The 23064-nt window shown below is 61.6% G+C and carries 23 protein-coding genes; 11 read left to right on the top strand and 12 right to left on the bottom strand.

Going from position 1 to position 23064, the window contains the following annotated elements; translation table 11 throughout:
• Nucleotides 1-79 precede the first annotated feature (79 nt).
• Nucleotides 80-715 carry an NAD(P)-dependent oxidoreductase gene (locus ACB028_RS16215; protein WP_371144730.1) on the top strand — a complete coding sequence of 212 codons (636 nt, stop codon included), beginning with the start codon at nucleotides 80-82 and terminating at the stop codon, nucleotides 713-715.
• Between the two features lie 56 nt (nucleotides 716-771).
• Here ACB028_RS16215 and ACB028_RS16220 read toward each other — a convergent pair whose 3' ends face one another.
• The 4 genes from ACB028_RS16220 to ACB028_RS16235 form a co-directional block, all read right to left on the bottom strand.
• Nucleotides 772-1983: an ABC transporter permease gene (locus tag ACB028_RS16220; protein WP_371144731.1), complete on the bottom strand. Its 1212-nt coding sequence runs from the start codon at nucleotides 1981-1983 to the stop codon at nucleotides 772-774.
• A complete protein-coding gene (locus tag ACB028_RS16225; RefSeq protein ID WP_371144732.1) occupies nucleotides 1983-3122 on the bottom strand; it encodes an ABC transporter permease in 1140 nt (379 codons plus the stop codon). Before ACB028_RS16225 ends, ACB028_RS16220 begins: the two co-directional genes overlap by 1 nt.
• A complete protein-coding gene (locus tag ACB028_RS16230) occupies nucleotides 3122-4126 on the bottom strand; it encodes an HlyD family secretion protein (protein ID WP_371144733.1) in 1005 nt (334 codons plus the stop codon). Before ACB028_RS16230 ends, ACB028_RS16225 begins: the two co-directional genes overlap by 1 nt.
• A gap of 73 nt (nucleotides 4127-4199) precedes the next feature.
• Nucleotides 4200-5606, bottom strand: coding sequence for a TolC family protein (locus tag ACB028_RS16235; RefSeq protein ID WP_371144734.1), 1407 nt, complete (start codon nucleotides 5604-5606; stop codon nucleotides 4200-4202).
• Nucleotides 5607-5897: 291 nt separating this feature from the next.
• Here ACB028_RS16235 and dusB point away from each other — a divergent pair, with 291 nt between their 5' ends.
• The 6 genes from dusB to ACB028_RS16265 all read left to right on the top strand — a co-directional run bounded on the left by dusB (nucleotide 5898) and on the right by ACB028_RS16265 (nucleotide 10872).
• Complete coding sequence (gene dusB / locus ACB028_RS16240; protein ID WP_026458041.1) at nucleotides 5898-6863, top strand: tRNA dihydrouridine synthase DusB; 966 nt, start codon at nucleotides 5898-5900, stop codon at nucleotides 6861-6863.
• A 26-nt stretch (nucleotides 6864-6889) separates the two neighbouring features.
• Nucleotides 6890-7186, top strand: a complete 297-nt coding sequence (gene fis / locus ACB028_RS16245) for a DNA-binding transcriptional regulator Fis (RefSeq protein WP_005309538.1) — start codon at nucleotides 6890-6892, stop codon at nucleotides 7184-7186.
• 113 nt (nucleotides 7187-7299) lie between these two features.
• On the top strand, nucleotides 7300-8181 hold the full coding sequence (locus ACB028_RS16250; RefSeq protein WP_371144735.1) for a DMT family transporter: 882 nt from the start codon (nucleotides 7300-7302) through the stop codon (nucleotides 8179-8181).
• A gap of 245 nt (nucleotides 8182-8426) precedes the next feature.
• On the top strand, nucleotides 8427-9245 hold the full coding sequence (locus tag ACB028_RS16255; protein ID WP_124238602.1) for a DUF3100 domain-containing protein: 819 nt from the start codon (nucleotides 8427-8429) through the stop codon (nucleotides 9243-9245).
• Entirely contained in the window at nucleotides 9242-9691 is a 450-nt protein-coding gene (locus ACB028_RS16260; RefSeq protein ID WP_042028750.1) for a hypothetical protein, read from the top strand. The genes ACB028_RS16255 and ACB028_RS16260 overlap by 4 nt, the downstream gene beginning before the upstream one ends.
• Nucleotides 9691-10872 carry a M20 family metallopeptidase gene (locus tag ACB028_RS16265; RefSeq protein ID WP_371144736.1) on the top strand — a complete coding sequence of 394 codons (1182 nt, stop codon included), beginning with the start codon at nucleotides 9691-9693 and terminating at the stop codon, nucleotides 10870-10872. The genes ACB028_RS16260 and ACB028_RS16265 overlap by 1 nt, the downstream gene beginning before the upstream one ends.
• 82 nt (nucleotides 10873-10954) lie before the next feature.
• Here the strand turns inward: ACB028_RS16265 and ACB028_RS16270 are convergent, their stop codons facing one another.
• From ACB028_RS16270 to ACB028_RS16305, 8 genes are all read right to left on the bottom strand, one after another.
• Nucleotides 10955-11989, bottom strand: a complete 1035-nt coding sequence (locus ACB028_RS16270) for a LysR substrate-binding domain-containing protein (RefSeq protein WP_371144737.1) — start codon at nucleotides 11987-11989, stop codon at nucleotides 10955-10957.
• Between the two features lie 43 nt (nucleotides 11990-12032).
• Entirely contained in the window at nucleotides 12033-12659 is a 627-nt protein-coding gene (locus ACB028_RS16275) for a LysE family translocator (protein ID WP_371144738.1), read from the bottom strand.
• Between the two features lie 98 nt (nucleotides 12660-12757).
• Nucleotides 12758-13252 (bottom strand): acetolactate synthase small subunit, encoded by a 495-nt coding sequence (ilvN, locus tag ACB028_RS16280; RefSeq protein ID WP_026458423.1) that lies wholly within the window; start codon nucleotides 13250-13252, stop codon nucleotides 12758-12760.
• Nucleotides 13252-14970, bottom strand: coding sequence for an acetolactate synthase 3 large subunit (locus tag ACB028_RS16285; protein WP_042028738.1), 1719 nt, complete (start codon nucleotides 14968-14970; stop codon nucleotides 13252-13254). The genes ilvN and ACB028_RS16285 overlap by 1 nt, the downstream gene beginning before the upstream one ends.
• Before the next feature lie 391 nt (nucleotides 14971-15361).
• A complete protein-coding gene (locus ACB028_RS16290) occupies nucleotides 15362-15514 on the bottom strand; it encodes a hypothetical protein (protein ID WP_156130703.1) in 153 nt (50 codons plus the stop codon).
• 41 nt (nucleotides 15515-15555) lie between these two features.
• Complete coding sequence (locus ACB028_RS16295; RefSeq protein WP_371144739.1) at nucleotides 15556-16665, bottom strand: MJ1255/VC2487 family glycosyltransferase; 1110 nt, start codon at nucleotides 16663-16665, stop codon at nucleotides 15556-15558.
• On the bottom strand, nucleotides 16662-17159 hold the full coding sequence (locus tag ACB028_RS16300) for a phosphatase PAP2 family protein (protein ID WP_026455915.1): 498 nt from the start codon (nucleotides 17157-17159) through the stop codon (nucleotides 16662-16664). Before ACB028_RS16300 ends, ACB028_RS16295 begins: the two co-directional genes overlap by 4 nt.
• A 135-nt stretch (nucleotides 17160-17294) precedes the next feature.
• The gene (locus tag ACB028_RS16305; protein WP_026455914.1) at nucleotides 17295-17918 is read right to left on the bottom strand and encodes a TetR/AcrR family transcriptional regulator; all 624 of its coding nucleotides are present in this window, start codon (nucleotides 17916-17918) and stop codon (nucleotides 17295-17297) included.
• A 408-nt stretch (nucleotides 17919-18326) separates the two neighbouring features.
• Between ACB028_RS16305 and leuA the strand changes: the two genes are divergently transcribed.
• The 4 genes from leuA to leuD are packed head-to-tail and all read left to right on the top strand — an operon-like array spanning nucleotide 18327 to nucleotide 23017.
• A complete protein-coding gene (gene leuA, locus ACB028_RS16310) occupies nucleotides 18327-19889 on the top strand; it encodes a 2-isopropylmalate synthase (protein ID WP_371144740.1) in 1563 nt (520 codons plus the stop codon).
• On the top strand, nucleotides 19886-20971 hold the full coding sequence (gene leuB / locus ACB028_RS16315; RefSeq protein ID WP_224211044.1) for a 3-isopropylmalate dehydrogenase: 1086 nt from the start codon (nucleotides 19886-19888) through the stop codon (nucleotides 20969-20971). Before leuA ends, leuB begins: the two co-directional genes overlap by 4 nt.
• Before the next feature lie 32 nt (nucleotides 20972-21003).
• A complete protein-coding gene (gene leuC, locus ACB028_RS16320) occupies nucleotides 21004-22401 on the top strand; it encodes a 3-isopropylmalate dehydratase large subunit (protein WP_371144741.1) in 1398 nt (465 codons plus the stop codon).
• Nucleotides 22402-22417: 16 nt separating this feature from the next.
• A complete protein-coding gene (gene leuD / locus ACB028_RS16325; protein WP_371144742.1) occupies nucleotides 22418-23017 on the top strand; it encodes a 3-isopropylmalate dehydratase small subunit in 600 nt (199 codons plus the stop codon).
• The last annotated feature ends 47 nt before the right edge of the window (nucleotides 23018-23064 follow it).

Raw genomic sequence — 23064 nt, forward strand, 5'->3', positions numbered from 1 at the left:
CCACAAATAAAAACAGCTCTCATTTACATCGAAAGAGTCAGCCACTAGGCTAGTTCTTTCTTTGAAGGAACCCTCATCTATGCCGACCACACTCATCTTCGGAGCCAGCCGCGGGCTTGGCCGCGCCTTTACCGATCACGCCCTGCAAGCAGGCCACCGGGTGGTGGCGCTGGTACGCAGCCCCGAGATGGCCGCCGAGCTGCGCACACAGGGGGTCGACGTCGTCGAAGGGGATGCGCTGGATATGGGGGCCGTGGCACGAGCCTGCACGCAGGCTGGCAAGGATGCCCATGTTGTCTCCACCCTCGGCAGCTTTCGCCAGCACGAGCCCGTCGACTATCTCGGCAACCGCCATGTGATCGATGCCATGGAACAACAGGGCCTCAGGCGCCTGCTGCTGGTCACCTCCCTCGGCTGTGGCGACAGCTGGCAATATCTGCCAGAGCGGGCTCGCGCCGCCTTCGGTCACGAGGTGCGGCTCAAAAGCCTGGCGGAGAGCTGGCTGCAAACCAGCGAGCTGGCCTGGACCATAGTGCGCCCGGCGGGCCTGCAGGATGGCGAGGCCACCGGTCTTGCCGAATTGAGTCAGGGACGGGAAGTGCATGGCCTGGTACGCCGTGCCGATGTCGCCGCACAGGGGCTGCGGGTACTCTTCGATAAGGACGCTGTGGGCCAGATCTACGCCATCGCCGATCCCGCGCTCACGCGTACCTGAACCCAAAAAAACGGTCAGCCCGGGGGCTGACCGTTTCGTTATCCATCCGGCATCGTTTAGCCGCCGGTTGCGCCGCTCTCCGTGGTCGCCCCATGGGCAGCTCCGTGAGTGGCCAGCGGCAACTGGCGCTGGCGCCAGCGCAGCAGCAGGCAGGCCAGAATACCGTAGAGCAGCGCCAGTCCCCACAGCTGCCACCAGTAAGAGGCCACCTGCTCAAACCCCGTCCCCATCTGGTTGAGGCGCAGAAATCCTTCGATGGCCGCCGTACTCGGCACCCACTGGGCCAGCCAGTTGAGTGGCGCCGGTATCAGCTCCAACGGCCAGATAAAGCCCGCCAGAAAGACCAGCGGCAGGGAGGAGATGAGCACCACCTGGGTAGGCATGTCGCGTCGGGTAAAGAGGGCGCCAAGCACGATGCCCAGCCAGCAGGTTGCCAGCAAAAACGGCAGGGTGAAGAGCCACAACTGCGCCGGCTCGGCGTTGCGGGCGATGTTGTAGTAATCGAAGCAAAAACCAAAGAAGTAGCTCACCGGCAACAGGAACAGCCCCACCGTCACCAGGGTGCGCGCCAGCAGCAGAGGCAGCACGGGCGCACTCTGCCAGTAGCCGGTCTCGCCGCGAAGGCCCCGCTGGTTCTGGGTCGCTCCCATGATGCCGGCCCCCATCAGCAGGATCTGGTGAAGGATCAGCACGAACACCGCAGGCACCACATAGTTCACATAGCCCATGGTGGGGTTGAACACCGGCACCACGTTGAGGGCCACAGCGTTCCAGCCCATCCTTGCCTGGGGCAGCGCCTCGCCGTGGGTGAGCAGCCGCGTCACCTTCACCTGGGCCGCCAGGGTGCCACCCGCTTGAGCCAGCCCCTCGGCGATGGTGCCATAGACCAGGAAATAGGAGGCATCACCGGCATAGCTCAGGGTGACGCTCCGGCCCAGCATCAGATCCCGATAGAAGTGCCTGGGAATGTGCAGTATGCCGCTCCCCTTGCCCTCCAGCAGCAGCTGGCGCGCCCTCTCAAGGGAGCTGGCCTGCGCCACCAGCCTGACCTGGGAGGTGGCATCGGCCATGAACGCCAGCTGGCGCGAAAGCTGGCTGCCATCTTCGTCCACCAGCACCACCGCCTCTTCCCGCGGCAGCTGGTGCAGATAGGGCTGGGGATAGAGGAAGGAGTAGAAGAAGATCCCGCCAAACAGGGTGAGCATGATGGCGCGATCCGCCAGCAGGGTGCGCAGCTCAAGGCGCAGCAAATCCCGAAAACCCAGCATTACGGCGACTCCTTCTCGGCAGGTTGACGGGCAAGCTCGGCCTGCTGCCTGTATCGACGCACCACCAGAATGAGGGGCAAGAGAAACAGCAGCAGGGCCCCGAGCTGGGGCAGTGCGGCCTGCAGTGGCAGGCCGTAGTTGCTCTGGCCAATCTGCAGCTCCACATAGTGGGAAACCGGCAGCAGGTTGCGCCAGAAGCGGGCGAAATCCCCCATGGCGCTCACCGGGAAGGTAACACCCATGAAGGCGAAGCCGGGCGCTGTGTAGGCTCCCGCCAGCGACAGAGCGCGGGCCGGATCCCGGATGATGGCGTAGAAGAAGGCCCCCATAGTAACGCAGGCGGCCGAAGCGAGCCCGAGGCCCGCCACCAGCACGGCCCAGTTGCCGTGCATGGGATAGGCAAAGCCATTGAACAGCAGCCAGCTCCAGGCCAGCCCCCAGGCCCAGCCGATCAACACATGGGGCAACAGGGTGCGCCAGAGCCCGAACCAGACGCCGCGAGTGGTCCAGTCCAGTCCCAGCCGGTCGGTACGGGCCAGGGCATTAAGGCCGAACAGCACCACCAGGATCTGCCAGACCGCGGGCAGGATGGCGCTCAGCAGAAACTGGGCATAGCTGGAGTTGAGGTTGTAGAGCGCCGTCACCTGGCTGCTGATGGGCACCGCCTGCCCGAGCGCCCCGGGGGGCGCCTTGCCGTCGGCCATGGCGGAGAGCACGCCCACCTGACCGTTGAGGGTGCCCACCACCTGGGCCAGCGCCGAATTGACCAGCTTGGCGATCAGGATGAACTGGCCGTTGTTGAACACGGTGACCTGCGGCTGGGTGCCCTGACGGGCATCCCGCTCCAGATGGTTCGGGATCACCACCAGCGCATAGATGTCGCCACCACGCAGGGCGCGGGCGCCAGCATCGATGGAGTCAAACTGGCGTGCGATCTTGAGCCCAGCCGAGCCATCCAGCGAAAAGGCGAGCTGGCGCGAGAGGCTGCTCTGGTCCAGATCCACCAGCCCCACCTTGAGATCCCGGGCCAGCCCCGCCGAGAAGATCCAGCAGAGGATCCCCATCAACAGCAAGGGCACCCAGCTCATCAGGGCCCGGCTGAACGGATCCTGCCACAGCAGCCGAAGTTCGCGTCCCATCAGAGATCAACCAGCACGCTCATGCCGACCCGCAGCCCGTCGACCGGTTGCAGCGGACGCGCCTCCACCTGGAAACTCTTCATGTCGAACCCCTGACGGGTATCGGTGGCGCGCCAGGTGGCAAAATCTCCCATCACGGCCACATGAGTCACCTTGAAGCGTACCGTCTGATCCCCCAGACCCGGGATGCGGGCGTCGAACTCGGTGCCGACCGGGAAGCGGGGTAGCAGATCCTCGCGGATATGGAACTGGGCCCAGGCATCGTTCATGTCGAGCAGGGTCACCACAGGGAAGCCCTGAGGCGCCAGCTCGCCGCTGCGCAGCAGCACCTGGCTCACCTCGCCGGCATGGGGGCTGACAATGCGGGTGTCGGCCAGATAGGCCTCCACCTCGGCCACCGAGCCCGCCGCCATCTTGGCTTTCTCGCGGGCAGCAATCTTGGTCTCTTCCCGCGCCCCTTCCAACGCCATCTGGTATTGCTGCCAGGCCATCCCCTCGGTGTAGCGAGCGGCTTGCCAGGCGGTCCAGGCCTCATCGCGCTTTTGCAGCGGCATCACGCCATCGCGGTGCAGGTTGGCGATCCGTTCATAGGTCTTGCCCCGCAGCAGGGCGGCAGCCTTGGCCTTCTGCCACTGATCCTTGGCTGCGGCGATCTGCTGGGCACGGGCCCCCTTCTCCGCTTCCAACGCCAGGGCGCCAGCGGCGGCCTCGCCGGCCTTGGCCTGGCTCAGCTTGGCTTCAATCTCGGGGCTCGCCAGGGTGAACACCAGCTGATCCTTGGCAAGCTGATCCCCCTTCTTCACCAGCACCTCGTCGATGCGGCCCGGCACCTTGGAGGAGACCGAATACTGCTGCGCCTCAATCTGGCCCTGCAGATGGACCGGCTCGGGCTGATAGGCGAGCCAGAAGCGCCAACCGAGCCAGCCGACCAGGATCACCAGCACCAGCGGCAACAACAGCGGTTTACCCTGGCTCATCTTCTTCTTGATGGGGGGATGGCTCATCACTTCACCTCGACAATCTGGCGACCCTTGGCGGTCGAAACACGAACAAAGAGATCCACGGTCAACATCAGGTTCATGAGTTCACCTCGATCACCTGGCCGTGCTGATATTGGTTGAAACTGTTGATCTGGCCGGAGAGCGCCAGCAGGCGGGCCAGCGACACCACGTACTGATAGGCGGCTGCGGCGCGCTGGGTCTTGACCCCGGCCAGCTGGTTGCGAGCGTCCACCACATCCAGCGAGGTGGAGAGCCCCTGCCCGAATGCCTTGTCCCGCAGCAGCACGTTCTCTTCCGCCAGTGCCTGGGTGGAGGAGAGAGACTGATACTCCTCCAGTCCCTGAGCCGCCTCGCGCCAGGTCTTCTCCACCAGCAATTCCAGATCCTGGCGGGTCTTGGCCTGCAGCAGATTGACCTGCAGCTCGGCGCTCTTGGCGGCCTGCACCGTCTCGGAGCGGCCATCGCGGCTCACCAGCGGCATGCTGACGCCGACCCCCACCAGCCAGTCCGGGGTAGTCTTGGACGCCAGTGAGTCATCTTCATAGAGGTTGTAGTTGCCAAACAGGAACACCTCGGGGGCATACTTGCCCTTCTCCAGCCGGATCATCCCCTTGGCCTGCTCCTTCTTGGCGCTGAGCAGCTTGAGGCCGGGGTGTACTTCCAGAGTCTGGCTCACCAACCCTTCCAGACGCGGCAGCTCGCGGTTGACGAACAGGGCGCTGTCCGGGTTCGCCTGCTTGAGCTTGAGCATGTGGCCGAGGGCCAGCTGGGCGATCTCCAGGCTGTGTCGCGCCTTCTGGGTATCGATGCGTGCCCTGTCATAGGCTGACTGGGCGGAGAGGCGTTCGACCCGGGCGATCTGGCCCTGGGCCTCCAGCTTGTTGGCGTGATCGAGATGATGAGCCAGCCCGTCTTCGATCTCCTGCTTGGTCTGCACCACCTGGGCGGCCAGTACCACCCCGAAATAGGTCTGGGAGAGGCTCTCGAAGGTGGACTGCTGCTTAAGCACCAGCAGCTGCTGTGCCTCGCTCACCTGGGCTTCGCGAATGTCCTGCGCCGCATCGATGCGACCACCGGTGAACAGCGGCCACAGCATCTTGACCGAGCTGGTCACCACATTCTGTTTGGTGAGAGGAGTGACGAAATCATCCGGAGTGAGCCTGAAGGCCTGCATCAGGGGGGCCAACACCTTGCCAAGCTCGGGATGGTTGGCGATGGGATTGAGATCCATCATATCGAGCTCCATCGGCTGGTCGAGGTGGGTATAGCTGGCCCCCACATCCACCTTGGGCAGATACATGTCCCTTGCCGCCTCGCGCAGCTGTTTGGCGCGCTCCACCCCGGCCTGTTCGGCCGCCAGCCCCTCATCCTGCTGGATGACCCGGGTCCAGGCTTCGCTAAAGCTGATGGTCTGTGCCTGCGCCGACCCCAGCATGGCCCCCATCAGGCATGGCCAGAGTGATTTGATGAACCTTGACGTCATAGATCCCCAACCCGCATTGTTATGAAAATGTTTGGAGTATTTACTCTTTGGAAGCTCGCCATCATAACGCAAACAGGCCTCGCAAGTGGACTGACAATTATGCAAGGGAGCTCTCCCTATGGTACAGAGATCCTTGCCGTCCAATCTGGCCGTTTTTCAACAACTCCAGAATTTGCAAGCCTTGGCGCGACGTTTTTTTCAGAAAAAAATGGCTGACGCTCAAATACTAACCTTTTCTCCTGCCTAAAAAATGCGTAATATACGCCGCCCTAAGCCGATGGTAACCGTGGAATGCAGATAGGTCCCCACACGCTTGAAACTCCCCTGATCGTGGCTCCCATGGCCGGTGTAACAGACCGACCATTCCGTGAACTTTGTTTGCGGCTGGGTGCCGGCATGGCCGTTTCCGAGATGCTGCTGGCCAACCCGGATGTCTGGGATACCCAGAAAACCAGGATGAGAATGGATCACTCTGCTGAAGGTGGTTTGCGATCGGTCCAGATTGCCGGAGCCGATCCCGAGATGATGGCGTTTGCTGCCCGCTACAACGTGGAGCAGGGCGCACAGATCGTCGACATCAACATGGGGTGTCCGGCAAAAAAAGTGAATAAGAAGCTGGCAGGCTCAGCCCTGTTGCGTTACCCAGACCAAGTCAAAGCAATTTGCCGGGCCGTGGTGGACGCAGTGGAGGTTCCTGTCACCTTGAAGATCCGCACAGGATGGGATCCGGATAACCGCAATGGCGTGGAGATCGCCCGAATCGCCGAAGATTGCGGTATCGCGGCCCTTGCCGTGCATGGTCGCACCCGCGCCTGCCTCTACAAAGGCGAAGCGGAGTACGACACGATCAGGGCGATTAAGCAGGCCGTATCGATTCCTGTTGTCGCCAATGGCGACATCAACAGCCCGGAGAAAGCCCGGTATGTCCTCGACTATACCGGTGTCGATGCCGTGATGATCGGCCGCGCTGCGCAAGGACGACCCTGGATTTTCCGGGAAATCCGTCATTTTCTTGAGACGGGCACCAAGCTGCCGCCTCCCGAGAGGGAAGAGGTTCGCACCCTGATGAACGAGCATGTCACCAACCTGCACCGGTTTTATGGTGCATATCTGGGAGCGCGCATCGCCCGTAAACACGTGGGTTGGTACCTGGATGAAGAAGAGACGGGCCGAGAATTCCGTAAGCACTTCAATGCCCTGGATTGTGCAGACGCACAGCTCGAGGCACTCGAAGCGTATTTCGATGGATTAGGTTAACAAGATAACTAAAGAGCCGACCGAATATGTTCGAACAAACCCTGACTTCTGATGCATTGGTAACAACTACTCACAATCACGCTGCCGAGCCGACCCAGCGCCCCCTGCGTGACTCTGTGCAACAGGCCCTGCGTAACTACCTGGCCCAGTTGAACGGTCAGGAAGTGATTGATCTGTACGATATGGTTCTCTCCGAAGTCGAAGCTCCCATGCTGGACGTGATCATGCAGTACACCCGTGGTAACCAGACTCGCGCCGCCGTGATGATGGGTATCAACCGTGGCACCCTGCGCAAGAAGCTCAAGCGTTACGGCATGAACTGATTGCTGGCCGGGCATCGTGCAAGCGATGCCAGGCAGAGATGAAAGGCGCCGGGTAGCAATACCCGGCGCCTTTCCTTTATGCTCTCCCCTCCTGTTTCATCATGATGCCCTCTATGAACCGCGCTCCCCTGCTGCTGATGGTGCTGGTCACCCTGCTGGCCGCCGCCGGCTGGCTCTTCTCGAAAGAGGCGATCCGCGAACTCCCTCCCGCCGCCTTTATCGGCAGCCGTTTCCTGCTGGCCGCCCTCTTGCTGTTGCCGCTCGCCTGGCTGCGCGAGCCGCCCCCCAACCGTGGCCAGCTGATCCGCGCTGCGGGCTGCGGCACCCTGCTCGGCACCAGCCTGCTGCTCTGGGTCACCGCCATCAGCCAGAGCGATGCGCTGGGCAGCGGCGCCTTCATCATGAGCGTGGCCACCCTGATGGCGCCGCTCGCCGCCTGGGCTGCCTTCAAGGCCAGACCGGGTCGCCACTACTGGCTTACCTTGCCGCTCGCCATCGCCGGCCTGCTGCTGCTCTCCAGCAGCACCCAATGGGGCGTCTCTTTGTCGTTGTTCTGGTTTCTGGCAGCCGCCGCCACCCTCGGCATCCAGCTCGCGGTCCATCGCCACTTCGCCCAGTCCATTCCCCCCACCTGGCTCACCTGCATCCAGCTGGCGGTGACCGGCCTGCTTGGCACCCTGCTCTCCCTGCTGACCGAGCAGTGGCCCGCCAACATCAGCCACGGCATCTGGGGCTGGTTTGCCGCGAGCGTCCTGATCGCCACCACCCTGCGCTACTGGCTGCTCACCCACGCCCTGAGCAGGATGACCACGGCCCACGCCGCCCTGATGATGCTGCTGGAACCGGTCTGGACCCTAATCCTCAGCACCCTCTTCTATGACGAACCGCTCGGTGGCAGCAAACTGGCCGGCGCCGGGCTGGTGCTGGGTGCCCTGGTGCTCTACCAACTCCCCCTGCTGCTGCGCAGCACCCGGCTCAAGCCGCTCGAACGATAAGCCTCTCCCGTGGGCCATCCATCCGATGGCCCCCCCTCATTGTACCCACGCCTGTCACGCTGATGTGTCACTGGATTTAACCCTTGGTATCCAAAGGGTTAAAGGGCATACCCCATGAAAAAATGCCATATGGCCAGCTTGATGGCGGTCACATTCCTCGCCTCCCCCGCTCCCTATCATGCCTCCATCATCCGTCGGGCCCGCCCTGAGGATGGCCACACATGGGATAACAAGAGAAGAAGACTATGCAGCAAACCAGCCCCCTCAAGACGGTCACGGTCAGCATATTGGCAACCGCCATGCTGATCTTTGTGGCCCAGTACCTGATAGGCAAACAGGAGATAAAAATTGGCATCGCCATCATCCCCATCCTGCCCATGCTCTTTGCCGTCATCATCGGCATGATTGTCTCCGCCAAGCCGGTCAAGGAGCGCATCCCCGGCTGGCGCAAGCTCTTCTCCGAAAAAGAAGAAGGGTTCTGCGGCAAGATGGTGGGCTTCAGCCTGCTGATCCTGGGCACCCAGTATGCGGGGATGATCATCCCCAACCTGAAACTGATCCTGAGCGTCGGCGTACCGCTCTTTTTGCAGGAGATTGGCAACCTGCTGCCCATCCTCATCGCCATTCCGCTGGCGGTGAAGTTCGGCTTCGGCCGCCGCGCCATCGGGGCTTGCTCCTCCATCAGCCGTGAGCCCTCGGTCGCGGTCATTCAGGGCAAGTTCGGCACTGGGTCCCAGGAGTACATAGGCGTGCTCGCCATCTACCTGTGCGGCTCAGTCATCGGCACCCTCTGGTTCAGCGTGCTCGGCAGCATAGCGCCGCTCACCGGCCTGCATCCGCTGGCGCTGGCCGCCGGCTCGGGGGTGGGCTCAGGCTCCATGCTGAGCGCCGCCTCCGGGGCGCTGATCAACGGCCTCGACGAAGCGCTGGCCCAGCAGGTGCTGAGCATCGCAGCCGCATCGAACCTGCTCTCGTCGGCGCTGGGCGCCCTCTCCCTCACTTACCTGGGTCTGCCCCTTGCCGAGAAGATCTTTGCCCTGACTGCGAAAGGAGAGAAAGCATGAAAAGCATCGTAATGGATATGCGGTTCGTCTTTCTGGCGATCCTGCTGGCCATGTTTACCCAGACTCTGACCACTGGCCTGCCGATCTGGCAGATGGGTGACAGCTTCGTGGCCATGTCGCTGGTGGTGTTTGCCTCTCTGGTGGCCAAGCACTATCTGCCCTCCTCCCTGCCGGCGTTTGCCTATGCCACCATCATCGGCATTCTCATCTGCCTGCCGGACACTCCGGTGCGCGGCCTCTTCATCGATGCCGTGGCCAAGATCTCCTTCCTCTCCTGCTGCGTGCCGCTGCTGGCCTTCGCCGGCCTCTCGGTGGGCGGTCAGCTGGAGGAGCTGAAGAAGATGTCGTGGAAGGTGATCCTGATCTTCATGATCGTCTCCACCAGCTGCTTCTTCGGCGCGTCGCTGGTTGCCCAGCTTGGCTTCTCCATTCAAGGGATCATCTGATGAACCACTATCACATTGAACCGGCCCTGCTGGCCTTGCGCGATTTCAGCCAGCAAGTGCGCCACCACCTGCACACCATCCCCGAGGCTTCCGGCGTCGAGTTCAAGACCTCGGCCTACTGCCGCGAACTGATGCAAGGCTTTGGCTACCGCCTCACTGACTACCCGGGCTTCACCGGCTTTCACGGGGATCTGGTGATAGACCCGAGCCTGCCCACCATCGCCTTCCGTGCCGACATGGACGGCCTCGAGATGCACGACATGAGCGAGGTGGCGTTCAAATCAACCCACGAGGGGATGGCCCACAACTGCGGTCACGACTCCCATATGGCGATCGCCCTGACCACGGCGAAATTTCTGGCGGAGCATAAAGAGCGGCTGACCCACAATGTGCGCGTCATCTTCCAGATGGCGGAGGAAGACATGCGGGTGCCGGGCGCCGAGAAGATGGTGGAGCTGGGCTGCATGGCGGGGGTGGACGAGGTCTACGCCCTGCACAACGACGGCGCCATGGAGACAGGCACCATCAAGTTCAACAGCGGCGTCATGTCCTCCTGGGGTTCGGCCTGGACCCTGGAAGTGCACGGGGTCTCGGCCCACGGCTCCACTCCCCACAAGGGACTGGACGCCATCCGCGAGGCGGTGCGCATCATTGAGGACATGGACTATATCGTCGCCAAACGCACCAGTCCGTTCAGTCCGGCAGTGTTCGGCTGCGGCATGATCAACGGCGGCACCATCCCCAACGCCATCGCCGACCATGTGCAGGCGCGCGGCACCATCCGCGCCATGGACGCCGAAACCGACCAGATCCTGAAAAACAGCTTCAGGGAGATAGTGGCCCAGAGTGAGCTGCGCGGCTTCAAGACCAGCATGGTCTATGCCGGTTATCCGGCGGTAGAGAACCACCAGGAGGCGTGCGAGCGCCTGCTGCAGGCCGCCGCCGACGTGCTGCCAGCAGAAGGGATCAACGCCCAGGGTCAGCCGATGACCGGCAGCGAGGATTTCAGCTACATGGTCAACGCCTGCCGTGGCCGCAAGGGCGCCATGTTCTTCCTTGGTAGCGGCTGCCAGGCCAAGGGGATTTGCAACTATCTGCACGCGAATCCCTACTATCTGGATGACGATTGCCTGCTGATCGGGGCCCAGATCTTTATCAATCTGGCGACCCGTCGCCCTTAAAGTCCCATCCCCTGAAACAAAAGAGAGGCAAGCGCCTCTCTTTTTTATGTCTGCGATTCAAATCCATATGACTGACATGGCGTCATAGCCAGGGCAGCTCCGCCATATTGATGGCTGGCGGCTGGTTCATCAGGTGACGCTGTACCGTCTCCCGGCTGATATGAGGGGCGTAGAGGTGAATGAAGTCATACATGTAATCGCGCAGGTGCACATGCTTGCGCAGGCAGACATGGGTAGCGCTCGAGGCGATCAGATGATCGATGTTGAGGCAGACCAGATCCTCCCTGTCCCCCTCGTCAAAGGCGACGCTGGCGATCACTCCGACCCCCATGCCGAGCCGCACATAATGCTTGATGACATCGGTGTCGGTGGCTGTCAGCACGATTTTCGGGGAGAGGCCGTGGCGACCGAAGGCCTTGTCCATCTTGGAACGGCCGGTGAAACCGAACACATAGGTGATCAGAGGGTAACGGGCCAGATCGGCCATGGACAAGGGCTGGCACTCAAGGAGCGGGTGGCCATGGGGCACCACCACGCTGCGCCCCCAGCGATGACAGGGCACGGCGGCCAGCTCGTCGAACAGGTACATGGACTCGGTGGCAATGGCCATCTCCACGTCACCGCTTTGCACCATCTGGGCCAGCTGGGCGGGCGCCCCCTGATGAAGATGGATCGCCACCTCGGGATAGCGGCGGTGAAACTCGGTAATCACTGCGGGCAGCTTGTAGCGGGCCTGGGTGTGGGTAGTGGCGATGCGCAGTACCCCGCTGGTAGCGAGCTGCTCGCCCAGGGACAGCTGGTTAATCTGCTCCACCTGGGCCACTACTCCCTTGGCCAGCTCCATCACCTGCTCACCGGCAGGGGTCAGACCGATGAGGTTCTTGCCCTTGCGGGTGAAGAGGGCCAGCCCCAGCTCGTCTTCCAGCATCTTCATCTGCTTGCTGAGAGTGGGTTGGGAGGTGTAGAGCTTCTCCGCCGTCGCCGAGATGTTGAAGTTGTTCTTCACTATCTCGGTAAAATTCTTGAGCCGGGCGATGTTCATCTGTGCTAGTGGGTCTCGATTGTCGGCGGCCTGCAGGCCGTGGCCGCGAATGGAAATACCCAGCGACCATATCACAGGGTCGCCGGGGATAACCTGCCCCAGGTCAGGAAGTGGCGGACTATTCGCTCGCCAGCTTGACCCCGAGCCCGACAAAGAGGGTGCCGATCCCCCGGTTGAGCCAGCGGCCAATCCTGGTCGGCAGCTTCACCTTGTTGCTGGCATAGGCGGTGCTGAAGACCAGAAAATGGCACCAGATCATGCCGTTCAGGTTGAAGATGCAGCCGAGCAGGATAAAGGCGAGGGCCTTGTCGGGGGAATCCGGCGCGATGAACTGGGGCACGAAGGCGAGAAAGAAGAGCGCCACCTTGGGGTTGAGCACATTGGTCAACACCCCCTGCCAGTAGATGCGGCCATAGGAGAGCGCCGGCAGGCTCACTCCCGCGCTGTCGACCCGGGCCGATTTCTGGCGAAACAGCGAGATCCCCAGATAGATGAGATAGAGAGCCCCCACCAGCTTGATCACGGCGAACAGCTCGGCCGAGGCGCTGAGCAGGGCCGAGAGACCAAGGGCGGCCCCCAGCACATGGATCATGGTGCCGGTTCCTATCCCCAGGGCCGCCGCCGAACCGGCCCGCCATCCATGCGAACCGCTGCGCAGTATGATGAGCAGGGAGTCCGGCCCCGGCATCATGTTGAGCAGCAGACCCGATACCACAAACAGCGCCAAATCGTGGATCCCGAACATCTCTCCTCCTCTACTTCCTGATTGCCAAAAGCAGAGGGCTCCGCAGAGCCCCCTGTATCATGGATGTCTTTCTCTTGTCCTGCGGACTTGCACCTGCATCAGGGACGCAGCGCCTTGTCGGCGCGGGAGATGCCGCAGACACCGGAGCGCACCACTTCGATGATCTCGTTGGTCTGGGCCGCGGTCTTGATGAAGGCATCCAGCTTTTCGCTGGTGCCCACCAGCTGCACCGTGTATTGCTCCGGGGTCACATCGACGATCTGACCACGGAAGATATCCGCCAGGCGCTTGAGCTCGTCGCGACCACCACCGGCGGCGCGCGCCTTCACCAGCGCGATCTCCCGTTCGATGTGCTCCCCTTCGCTCAAATCGCACACCTTGAGCACGTCCACCAGCTTGTGCAATTGCTTCTGGATCTGCTCCAGCACCCGCTCGTCCCCCATGGTGACGATGGTCATGCGCGACAGGGTGGGATCCTCGGTGGGCGCCACGGTCAGGGTCTCGATGTTGTAGCCGCGCTGGGAGAAGAGGCCCACCACCCGGCTCAGGGCGCCGGATTCGTTCTCCAGCAGAACGGAAATTATATGTCTCATCAGGTTCTCTCCGTCTTGCTCAGCCACATCTCGTCCATGGCACCAAACTTGATCTGCATCGGATAGACGTGCTCATCCGGGTCGACCGAGATGTCCATGAACACCAGCCGATCCTTCATGGCAAACGCCTTCTCCATGGCGCTCTCCAGCTCCGCCGGATCGCTCACCGCGATACCGACATGGCCGTAGGCTTCCGCCAGCTTGACGAAGTCCGGCAGGGATTCCATGTAGGAGTGGCTGTGGCGACCACCGTAGAACATCTTCTGCCACTGCTTGACCATGCCAAGGGCGCGGTTGTTGATGGAGATGATCTTGATGGGCACCCCGTACTGCATGCAGGTGGAGAGCTCCTGAATGTTCATCTGCACCGAGCCGTCGCCAGTGACGCAGCAGACCACCGCATCCGGGTTGGCAAACTGGGCCCCCATGGCGGCCGGAATGCCAAAGCCCATGGTGCCGAGGCCGCCGGAGTTAATCCACTGGCGCGGCTTGGCGAACGGGTAGTAGAGGGCGGCAAACATCTGGTGCTGGCCCACGTCGGAGGCGACGAACGCCTGGCCCTGAGTCACCTTGTAGAGGGTCTCTATCACCTGCTGCGGCTTGATCTGGGTGGGCGAGGTCTCGTAGGCGAGGCAGTGACGGGAGCGCCACTGGTTGATCTGCTCCCACCAGTCCGCCATCACCTGCTTGTCGTTGTCAAAGCCGTTCTCGCGGATCACTTCCAGCATCTGCTCCAGCACGGTTTCCACCGAGCCGACGATGGGTACATGGGCCTGCACCGTCTTGGAGATGGAGGTGGGATCGATGTCGATATGCACCACGGTGGCGTTGGGACAGAACTTGGCCACGTTGTTGGTAACGCGGTCATCGAAGCGGGCACCCACGGCGAAGATGAGATCCGAGTTGTGCATGGTCTTGTTCGCTTCGAAGGTGCCGTGCATCCCCAGCATGCCGATGAACTGCGGATGGGTACCCGGGAAGGCCCCCAGCCCCATCAGGGTGGTGGTCACCGGCAGGTTCAACAGCTCGGCCAGCTTGGTCACCAGATGATCCGCATTGGCGTTGATGGCACCGCCCCCCACGTACATCACGGGGCGCTGCGCCTCCACCAGCAGTTTGGCGGCGCGCTTGATCTGGCCCTTGTGACCGGACTTGGTCGGGTTGTAGGAGCGCAGGGAGACCGTCTCCGGATACTGGTAGGGGAATTTCTCTTTCGGGTTCTGTACGTCTTTGGGCAGATCCACCACCACGGGCCCCGGGCGGCCGCTGGCGGCAATGTAGTAGGCCTTCTTGATGGCCTCGGGAATGTCGCTCGCCTTCTTGCACAGGAAACTGTGCTTCACCACCGGGCGGGAGATGCCGATCATGTCGGTCTCCTGGAACGCATCCTCGCCGATCATGCTGGTCGGCACCTGGCCGGAGAGGATCACCAGCGGAATGGAATCCATGTAGGCGGTGGCAATACCGGTAATGCAGTTGGTCGCGCCAGGGCCAGAGGTCACCAGTACGGTTCCCACCTTGCCGGTGGAACGGGCGTAACCATCAGCCATGTGCACAGCGGCTTGCTCGTGCCGCACCAGAACATGCTCCATCTTGCCGTTTTCGAAGAGAGCGTCGTAGATGTCGAGCACCGAACCACCCGGGTAGCCAAATACGTGTTCGACTCCCTGATCCTCCAGCGCTCTAACCACCATCTGGGCGCCTGATAACATCTCCATGATAAAGCCCTCCAGGCTTTGCTCCGTTTAGCGAATCCCGTCGACAGCACCGTGCTTCCCGGCACAGCCCAATCCGTTTCTTGTTGTTATTTGAATGCAGATCGGGCCAATTCAGCCCCGCCGACAGCAGAAAAAAAGGATTTTTCCATCATTGACCCGAGAATCGGGTGAAAAACCAACTTAACCTGCCCGTGAACGCTTGTCCACGGCTTTGTCTGACCGAAACAGTCATAGATTTCAACCGACTATTAACATTCAATGGTTTGCTACCATGGCGGTAACACAAACGGGAAGTAAGTCGATGAAAAGCCAGCGGATCATCCCGATAAGGGCAGTGACGGCCATAAAAAAGCCCACCGATTGATCGGTGGGCTTTATCGTTGCGGGTGACTCAGTGATCCTGTTCCGGCTCGGCCAGCCAGATTTGTTGATCCGGATCCGTCTCCTCGCTGACAGAGATACTGACGCCCATGTCCAGCAGTTCGTGCAATGTCAGGTTGTCTGCCAGATCCATGGTTTCGCCATTTTCATTGGTAAAGCGCATTACTTCCCTCCTCTTCGCATCTTGCCGGCTCGCCTTTCAGTCTAGTTGACAACACTGACTTGCGATAACCAGCAACCGGACAAACTCTCGCCCCCTTCCAGCTCGCTCAGGCGATCGCTGACCTCTTCCGGAAACAGAGTACGGGCCCAGAGCCGCCGTGACAGGGCGGGCACGCTCTCTTCGGCCCCTGCCGCCAGCCAGCGTGCCACCTCGCCCGCCACATCCGGGTAACTGATCACTCCCGGGGCAGCGCTGTCGAGCCAGTGGCGAACCTGGTTGGCGTCGAGGCAATCCATCAGGGTCGCCAGTCCCATCATCTCCAGCGTCTTGCCGTTGGTCAACTGCTCGAACTGGCCGTGCAGCGGCTTGACCAGCAGCTTCTTGCCAAGAGACAAGGCCTCGCTCGCCAGCTCGAATCCGGCGTTGGAGATGACTCCGCGGCTGCCACGCAGCTCCTCAAGGAAGCCCTCACGGGAGGGAGGCTCGAAGCGCAGGTTGCGCCATTGGCTGACGTTGCGGATCGCCGGGTGAAAGCAGACGAAGCGTTGCTGGCTGAAACGCGACAACAGAGCAGCAATCGCCTCGGTCTGCTCGAAGGGGAGATAGACCAGGATGTTGCCGTTGTCGGGCGCCGCAACCAGAGGGTCGATCACCGGTGGCAACAGGGGTTGTCCGAAGTGAAACCAGTGCAATCCGAGCGGCCGGGAAACGGGGGCGAAGTGGCGCATCAGCTGGCGGCTCAGGCCATCTTCTCCCCAGCGGGGGATGGGCCAGTTGAAACTGGCCTGATGGCTGATGGTGAGACTCGGCTTGTGATAACGGCGGGCGGCGTGGGCGGTGAGCGGCTCAAAATCACTCACCACCAGGTCATATTCGCGACAATCAAGGGCGCGCAGATCCTGCCAGAAGGTGAGCGGCGATGCCGCCAGCAGGGTGCGCCAGGGAGACACCTTGCCCTCATGAGTGACAAAGGTGAGCCCGGAGAAAGCGCGATAGGCGCCAAACTCCGCCATGTCGAAGTAGCCATCAGCGGGACGGCCGCTGAACAGATAATCCACTTCGACCCCGGCGCCGCGCAGAGCCTGGGCCAGGGTTCTGCTGCGACTGATATGGCCATTGCCGGTGCCCTGCACCCCGAACAGTATTCTCATCCCTGACTCCAGAGCAGTACCAGCATGGCGCAGCCACCGCCGAGCAGGGCGCCGGCCACCAGATCGCTGAGATAATGCACCCCGAGCAACAATCGGGATGCCCCCACCAGGGCGGCCCAGCCGAACAGCAGAGGTGCCCAGAGCGGAAACGCCGTGGCCAGCAGGGTGGCCATCAGAAAGGCGGCGGCGGTATGACCGGAGGGCAGGCTGTAACGATCGGAGGGAGTGATGAAGACCGGCAGCCCCACCGGGCGCTGTCGCTTGAGGCTGTTTTTCAGCAGCAGATAGAGTGGCAGCTCTAGGGCAAAGGCGAGCAATACCTGCCCTACCAGTTCCCGCTCCCCCTGCCACCAGAGCAAGACCCCCAGCACGCCATAAAGCGGGCCATCACCGGTACGGGAAATCAGCCGACTAACTCTTGCCTGTGGCCGGTTGTAGGCATGCAGCAGGCAGACCCGGCATACCTGCAGATCCCATTGCTGGAGCTTGTTCATAACCCCTCCTTCCTTGAGCTTTCATGGCAGGGTAGGAAAAGAGGATGACAGGGTGTTGAACGGGGGATAACAGATTTATGAAAAAAGGGCCAAAGGGCCCTTTTGATGACTGCCAGGCGGTGTGCCTCGGCGTATTTAGTTCAGGCTGCCACGCAGACCGTTTTCCATCAGACGGCAGTTGTGATCCGCCAGACGGGCCATGAAGTGCTCATCCACCTTCAGGCCGAACACCTGCTCGTAGAGATCCTTCATCACGAACGGCTGCCACATCATGCTGAGGAAGGAGACCTTCAGCATCTCGGGATCCAGGTTGTCACCCAGTTCACCGTTGGACTTCATGGATTCCAGCAGCGCATCGAACTGGGGCAGCTGGCGCTCCAGCAGACGACTCAGCACAAAATCCCGTCCCGGGCTTTTCTCGGTCGACAATGCGCTGGAGATGGCGGAGGTCAACTCGCTGTTCGGCGCCATCACCTGGTAGTAGGTGTTGAGCAACTCGTTGAGACTGTGGTTGCTGTGCTCATCCTGCCAAGCGTGTTCCAGTGGCTCGGCCACATCTCCCAGCACCGCCTTGTAGAGGCCCTCTTTGCTGCCGAAGTAGTAGTGGATCATCGCCAGATTGGAGCCGGCCAGCTCGGCGATTTCGCGGGTAGTGACCTTGCTGTAGGGAGTGGAGAGAAAGCGCTCGCGAGCGGCTGCCAGCAGTTTGTCACGAATGTCAGAACGCCCGACCGGACGACCAGGTCTACGTTTTTCCATTTAACACCTCAGATAATTCAGCCAATGCTGATAAGTCGATCTGGTTGTGCAAAGAATCGAGTACAGCAGGAATGACCGAATAATCAGTCATGGGCCGAATATGGGACAAGGAAATTTGCAATCCTTTACAATCCGATTAAATACGTCAGCAGATTGCCCCTGGCCGCCCGTGTTGACACAGCATAAAAATCTCGATATTGGTAAAGGTGTTACCGACAGGAAGGAATAACACCGTCATGCACATTGCCACCCCGCTACTACTAATCTCCCTAATCGCGTTGACTCGCGCGGGATCCTTGTAGCCGGGCTCAGGTATAGCCGGAATTTACAAAAACCCGTGCACCCTGCACGGGTTTTTTTATGCCGCCGCAGGATGCACGTCACCGAACTTAGGAAGAGGGAAGTCACATGTCAGATCGGGTCATCATATTCGACACCACCTTGCGTGATGGTGAACAGGCTCTGGCCGCCAGTTTGACGGTCAAGGAGAAGCTGCAGATAGCCCAGGCCCTGGAGCGGCTCGGTGTCGATGTCATGGAGGTGGGATTCCCGGTCTCCTCCCCCGGCGACTTTCAATCGGTGCAGACCATCGCCCGCCACATCAAGAACAGCCGGGTCTGTGCCCTCGCCCGGGCTCTGCAAAAAGACATCGATGCCGCCGGTGAGGCGCTCAAAGTCGCCGAGGCGTTTCGCATCCACACCTTTATCTCCACCTCCTCCATCCACGTGGAGAGCAAGCTCAAGAAGAGCTTCGAGGACGTGCTGGAGATGGGGATCGGCGCCATCAAGCACGCCCGCCGCTACACCGATGACGTGGAGTTCTCCTGCGAGGATGCGGGCCGCACCCCGATCGATAACCTCTGCTGCATGGTGGAAGCAGCCATCAAGGCCGGAGCCCGCACCATCAACATTCCGGACACCGTGGGCTATACGGTCCCGGCCGAGTTCTCCGGCATCATCCAGACCCTGTTCAACCGGGTACCCAACATCGACCAGGCCATCATCTCGGTGCACTGCCACGACGATCTGGGGCTCTCGGTGGCCAACTCCATCGGTGCCGTGCAGATGGGCGCTCGCCAGATCGAGTGCACCATCAACGGCATCGGCGAGCGGGCTGGCAACTGTTCGCTGGAAGAGGTGGCGATGATCCTCAAAACACGCGCCGACCTGCTCGGGGTGCACACCAACATCCGCCACGGCGAGATCCATCGCACCAGCACGCTGGTCAGCCAGTTGTGCAACATGCCGGTGCAGCCCAACAAGGCCATCGTCGGTGCCAACGCCTTCTCCCATAGCTCCGGCATCCATCAGGATGGCGTGCTCAAGGCGAAAAACACCTATGAAATCATCACCCCCGAGAGCATCGGCCTCACCCAGAACAACCTCAACATGACCTCCCGCTCCGGCCGCCACGTCATCAAGCACCGGATGGAGTCCATGGGCTACGCCGAGAGCAGTTACAGCCTCGACGATCTCTACGCCAAGTTCCTGACCCTGGCCGACAAGAAGGGGCAGGTGTTCGATTACGATCTGGAGGCGCTCGCCTTCTTCAGCCAGATCCACGAAGAGCCGGAGCACTTCAAGCTGGAGTACCTCGGCGTGCAGAGCGGCAGCTCGGTGCTCGCCACTGCCTCGGTCAAGCTCAAGGTGGGGCAGGAGCTGGTCTGCGAGGCGGCCACCGGCAATGGTCCGGTGGATGCGGTTTACCAGTGCATCAACCGCATCACGGGTTACGAGATCCGCATCGACAAATACGCCCTCAAGAGCAAGGGGGAAGGGGAAGATGCCCTCGGCCAGGTCGATATCGTCGCCGAGTACAAGGGACGCAAATTCCATGGCATGGGGCTGGCCACCGACATCATCGAATCATCAGCCCATGCCCTGCTGCACGTGATCAACAGCATCTGGCGCGCCGACCAGGTCGCCGAACAGATGGAACGCAATAACAATATCAAGACGGAGACAGTATGAGCAGTTATCGGATCGCAGTATTGCCGGGTGACGGCATTGGCCCGGAAGTGATGGCCGAGGCCGTCAAGGTGCTGGAAAAAGTGCAGGCCAAGTTCGGCTTCAATCTCGAGTATGATCACCATGACGTCGGCGGCATCGCCATCGACAACCACGGCACTCCGCTGCCCCAGAGCACGATCAAAGGCTGCGAAGCCGCCGACGCCGTGCTGTTCGGCTCGGTCGGTGGCCCCAAGTGGGAGCACCTGCCCCCCAACGATCAGCCGGAGCGCGGTGCCCTGCTGCCCCTGCGCGCCCACTTCAAGCTGTTCTGCAACCTGCGTCCGGCTCGCATCTACACCGGTCTGGAGCAGTTCTCGCCGCTGCGGGCCGACATCTCTGATCGCGGTTTTGACATCGCCTGCGTGCGCGAGCTGACCGGCGGCATCTACTTCGGCCAGCCCAAGGGGCGTGAAGGGGAAGGCCCCACCGAGAAGGCATTCGACACCGAGGTGTACCATCGCTTCGAGATCGAGCGCATCGCCAAGATTGCCTTCGAGTCCGCCCGGGTACGCAAGGCCAAGGTAACCTCCATCGACAAGGCCAACGTCCTCGCCTCCTCCATCCTGTGGCGCGAGGTGGTGACACAAGTCGCCAAGTCCTATCCGGACGTGGCGCTGAATCACATGTACATCGACAACGCCACCATGCAGCTCATCAAGGATCCGTCCCAGTTCGACGTGCTGCTCTGCTCCAACCTGTTTGGTGACATCCTCTCCGACGAATGCGCCATGATCACCGGCTCCATGGGGCTGCTCCCCTCCGCCAGCCTGAACGAATCCGGTTTCGGCCTGTTCGAACCGGCCGGTGGCTCGGCGCCGGACATCGCTGGTAAGGGCATCGCCAACCCCATCGCCCAGATCCTCTCCGCGGCCCTGATGCTGCGCTATAGCCTGGGCCAGGAAGCTGCCGCCCAAGCCATCGAGCAGGCCGTGGCCCAGACCCTGGCTGAAGGCTACTTCACCGCCGATCTGCACCAGGCCAGCGCCAAGCACCCGGTACAGAGCACCGCCGCCATGGGTGACCAGATCGCCGCCCGCATCTGACGCCACGGAATCGATAACAAGGAAACTGAGCAATGGCCAAGACCCTCTATCAGAAAGTATTCGACGCCCACGTGGTGCGGGAAGTGGAAGGCGAAACGCCCCTCATCTACATCGACCGCCACCTGGTGCATGAAGTGACCAGCCCGCAGGCCTTCGACGGCCTGCGCGCCATGAACCGCCAGCTGCGCCGCCCGGATCTGACCTGGGCCACCATGGATCACAACGTCTCCACCACCACCAAGGACATCGCCGCCTCCGGCGAGATGGCCCGCATCCAGATGGAGACCCTGGCCCATAACTGCAAAGAGTTCGGGGTTCGCCTCTATGACTTGAACCACAAGTACCAGGGGATCGTCCACGTGATGGGTCCCGAGCTCGGCATCACCCTGCCCGGCACCACCATCGTCTGCGGTGACTCCCACACCGCCACCCACGGCGCCTTCGGATCGCTGGCATTTGGCATCGGCACTTCCGAGGTAGAGCACGTGATGGCCACCCAGACCCTGAAGCAGGGCCGCGCCAAGACCATGCGCATCAGCGTACGCGGCAAGCTGGCCGAGGGGATCAGCGCCAAGGACGTGGTGCTCGCCATCATTGGCAAGGTCGGCCACGCCGGCGGTACCGGCTACGTGGTGGAGTTCGCCGGTGAGGCCATCGAAGGGCTCACCATGGAAGGGCGGATGACGGTGTGCAACATGGCCATTGAGCTCGGTGCCAAGGCGGGCATGATTGCCCCCGATCAAACCACCATCGACTATATCCGTGGCAAGGAGTTTGCACCCAAAGGTGAGGCACTGGAACAGGCCATCACCTACTGGCAAAGCCTCAAGAGCGACGAAGGCGCCAAGTTCGACGCCGAAGTGGTGCTGGAAGCCGCCGATATCGCCCCGCAAGTGACCTGGGGCACCAACCCGGGTCAGGTGATCGACGTCAATGCCCCCATCCCCTCCCCCGAGAGCTTTGCCGATCTCATCGAGCAGCAATCCGCCCGCAAGGCGCTGGAATACATGGGGCTCAATGCCGGCCAGAAGCTCACCGAGGTCGCCATCGACAAGGTGTTTATCGGTTCCTGCACCAATAGCCGCATCGAGGATCTGCGCGCCGCCGCCGCCATTGCCCGTGGCCGCAAGGTCGCCGCCGGGGTACAGGCGCTGGTGGTGCCGGGCTCCGAGCAGGTGAAAGCCCAGGCCGAAGCCGAGGGGCTGGACAAGATCTTCATCGAGGCCGGCTTTGAGTGGCGCCTGCCGGGCTGCTCCATGTGCCTGGCCATGAACAACGATCGCCTGCAGCCAGGCGAGCGCTGCGCATCCACCAGCAACCGCAACTTCGAGGGGCGCCAGGGCCGTGCCGGCCGTACCCACCTGGTGAGCCCGGCCATGGCCGCCGCCGCTGCCGTTACCGGCCGTTTCGCCGACATTCGCGCGCTGTAATTACGAGGAGAACAAGATGACAGGCTTCAAGCAACACAAAGGGATTGTCGTCCCCCTCGACAGCGCCAACGTCGACACCGACGCCATCATTCCGAAGCAGTTTTTGCAGAAGGTAAACCGCACCGGCTTTGGCAAGCACCTGTTCCACGACTGGCGCTTTCTGGACGATGCGGGCCAGCAGCCCAACCCCGAGTTCGTGCTGAACCAGCCACAGTTCGCCGGCGCCAGCATCCTCTTGGCTCGCGAGAACTTCGGCTGCGGCTCGAGCCGCGAGCACGCCCCTTGGGCGCTGGCGGATTACGGCTTCAAGACCATGATCGCCTCAAGCTTTGCCGATATCTTCTACGGCAACGCCATCAACAACGGCATGGTGCCGGTTCGCCTGAAGGAGGAGGAGGTCGACGCCCTGTTCCAGCTGGTCGCCACCCAGCCGGGCATCGAGATCGAAGTGGATCTGGAGGCCAATCAGGTGCGAGCCGGTGAACTCACCTTCAGTTTCGAGATCGACGAGTTCCGCCGTTACTGCCTGCTCAACGGGCTGGATGCCATCGGCCTGACTCTGCAGCACGAGGCCGCCATCAGCGCCTTCGAAGCAAAACAGCCGTGCTGGATTTGACGCGCTGATTGCAATAAAACGAGTAGAATCAACGGGGAGCCTTGGCT

The sequence above is a fragment of the Aeromonas sp. S9(2024) genome (assembly GCF_041403185.1).
In the GTDB taxonomy this organism is placed as follows: Bacteria; Pseudomonadota; Gammaproteobacteria; order Enterobacterales; family Aeromonadaceae; genus Aeromonas; species Aeromonas enteropelogenes.

Excerpts from the sequence above, each read along its gene's own strand:
- ACB028_RS16285 (WP_042028738.1), bottom strand. The coding sequence starts at position 14,970 with ATGGAGATGTTATCAGGCGCCCAGATGGTGGTTAGAGCGCTGGAGGAT.
- ilvN (WP_026458423.1), bottom strand. The coding sequence starts at position 13,252 with ATGAGACATATAATTTCCGTTCTGCTGGAGAACGAATCCGGCGCCCTG.
- ACB028_RS16260 (WP_042028750.1), top strand. The coding sequence starts at position 9,242 with ATGAAAAGCATCGTAATGGATATGCGGTTCGTCTTTCTGGCGATCCTG.
- ACB028_RS16250 (WP_371144735.1), top strand. The coding sequence starts at position 7,300 with ATGAACCGCGCTCCCCTGCTGCTGATGGTGCTGGTCACCCTGCTGGCC.
- ACB028_RS16215 (WP_371144730.1), top strand. The coding sequence starts at position 80 with ATGCCGACCACACTCATCTTCGGAGCCAGCCGCGGGCTTGGCCGCGCC.
- ACB028_RS16275 (WP_371144738.1), bottom strand. The coding sequence starts at position 12,659 with ATGTTCGGGATCCACGATTTGGCGCTGTTTGTGGTATCGGGTCTGCTG.
- ACB028_RS16295 (WP_371144739.1), bottom strand. The coding sequence starts at position 16,665 with ATGAGAATACTGTTCGGGGTGCAGGGCACCGGCAATGGCCATATCAGT.
- leuD (WP_371144742.1), top strand. The coding sequence starts at position 22,418 with ATGACAGGCTTCAAGCAACACAAAGGGATTGTCGTCCCCCTCGACAGC.
- ACB028_RS16235 (WP_371144734.1), bottom strand. The coding sequence starts at position 5,606 with ATGACGTCAAGGTTCATCAAATCACTCTGGCCATGCCTGATGGGGGCC.
- ACB028_RS16305 (WP_026455914.1), bottom strand. The coding sequence starts at position 17,918 with ATGGAAAAACGTAGACCTGGTCGTCCGGTCGGGCGTTCTGACATTCGT.
- leuC (WP_371144741.1), top strand. The coding sequence starts at position 21,004 with ATGGCCAAGACCCTCTATCAGAAAGTATTCGACGCCCACGTGGTGCGG.
- ACB028_RS16220 (WP_371144731.1), bottom strand. The coding sequence starts at position 1,983 with ATGCTGGGTTTTCGGGATTTGCTGCGCCTTGAGCTGCGCACCCTGCTG.
- dusB (WP_026458041.1), top strand. The coding sequence starts at position 5,898 with ATGCAGATAGGTCCCCACACGCTTGAAACTCCCCTGATCGTGGCTCCC.
- ACB028_RS16225 (WP_371144732.1), bottom strand. The coding sequence starts at position 3,122 with ATGGGACGCGAACTTCGGCTGCTGTGGCAGGATCCGTTCAGCCGGGCC.
- ACB028_RS16290 (WP_156130703.1), bottom strand. The coding sequence starts at position 15,514 with ATGCGCTTTACCAATGAAAATGGCGAAACCATGGATCTGGCAGACAAC.
- ACB028_RS16300 (WP_026455915.1), bottom strand. The coding sequence starts at position 17,159 with ATGAACAAGCTCCAGCAATGGGATCTGCAGGTATGCCGGGTCTGCCTG.
- ACB028_RS16265 (WP_371144736.1), top strand. The coding sequence starts at position 9,691 with ATGAACCACTATCACATTGAACCGGCCCTGCTGGCCTTGCGCGATTTC.
- fis (WP_005309538.1), top strand. The coding sequence starts at position 6,890 with ATGTTCGAACAAACCCTGACTTCTGATGCATTGGTAACAACTACTCAC.
- leuB (WP_224211044.1), top strand. The coding sequence starts at position 19,886 with ATGAGCAGTTATCGGATCGCAGTATTGCCGGGTGACGGCATTGGCCCG.
- ACB028_RS16255 (WP_124238602.1), top strand. The coding sequence starts at position 8,427 with ATGCAGCAAACCAGCCCCCTCAAGACGGTCACGGTCAGCATATTGGCA.
- leuA (WP_371144740.1), top strand. The coding sequence starts at position 18,327 with ATGTCAGATCGGGTCATCATATTCGACACCACCTTGCGTGATGGTGAA.
- ACB028_RS16230 (WP_371144733.1), bottom strand. The coding sequence starts at position 4,126 with ATGAGCCATCCCCCCATCAAGAAGAAGATGAGCCAGGGTAAACCGCTG.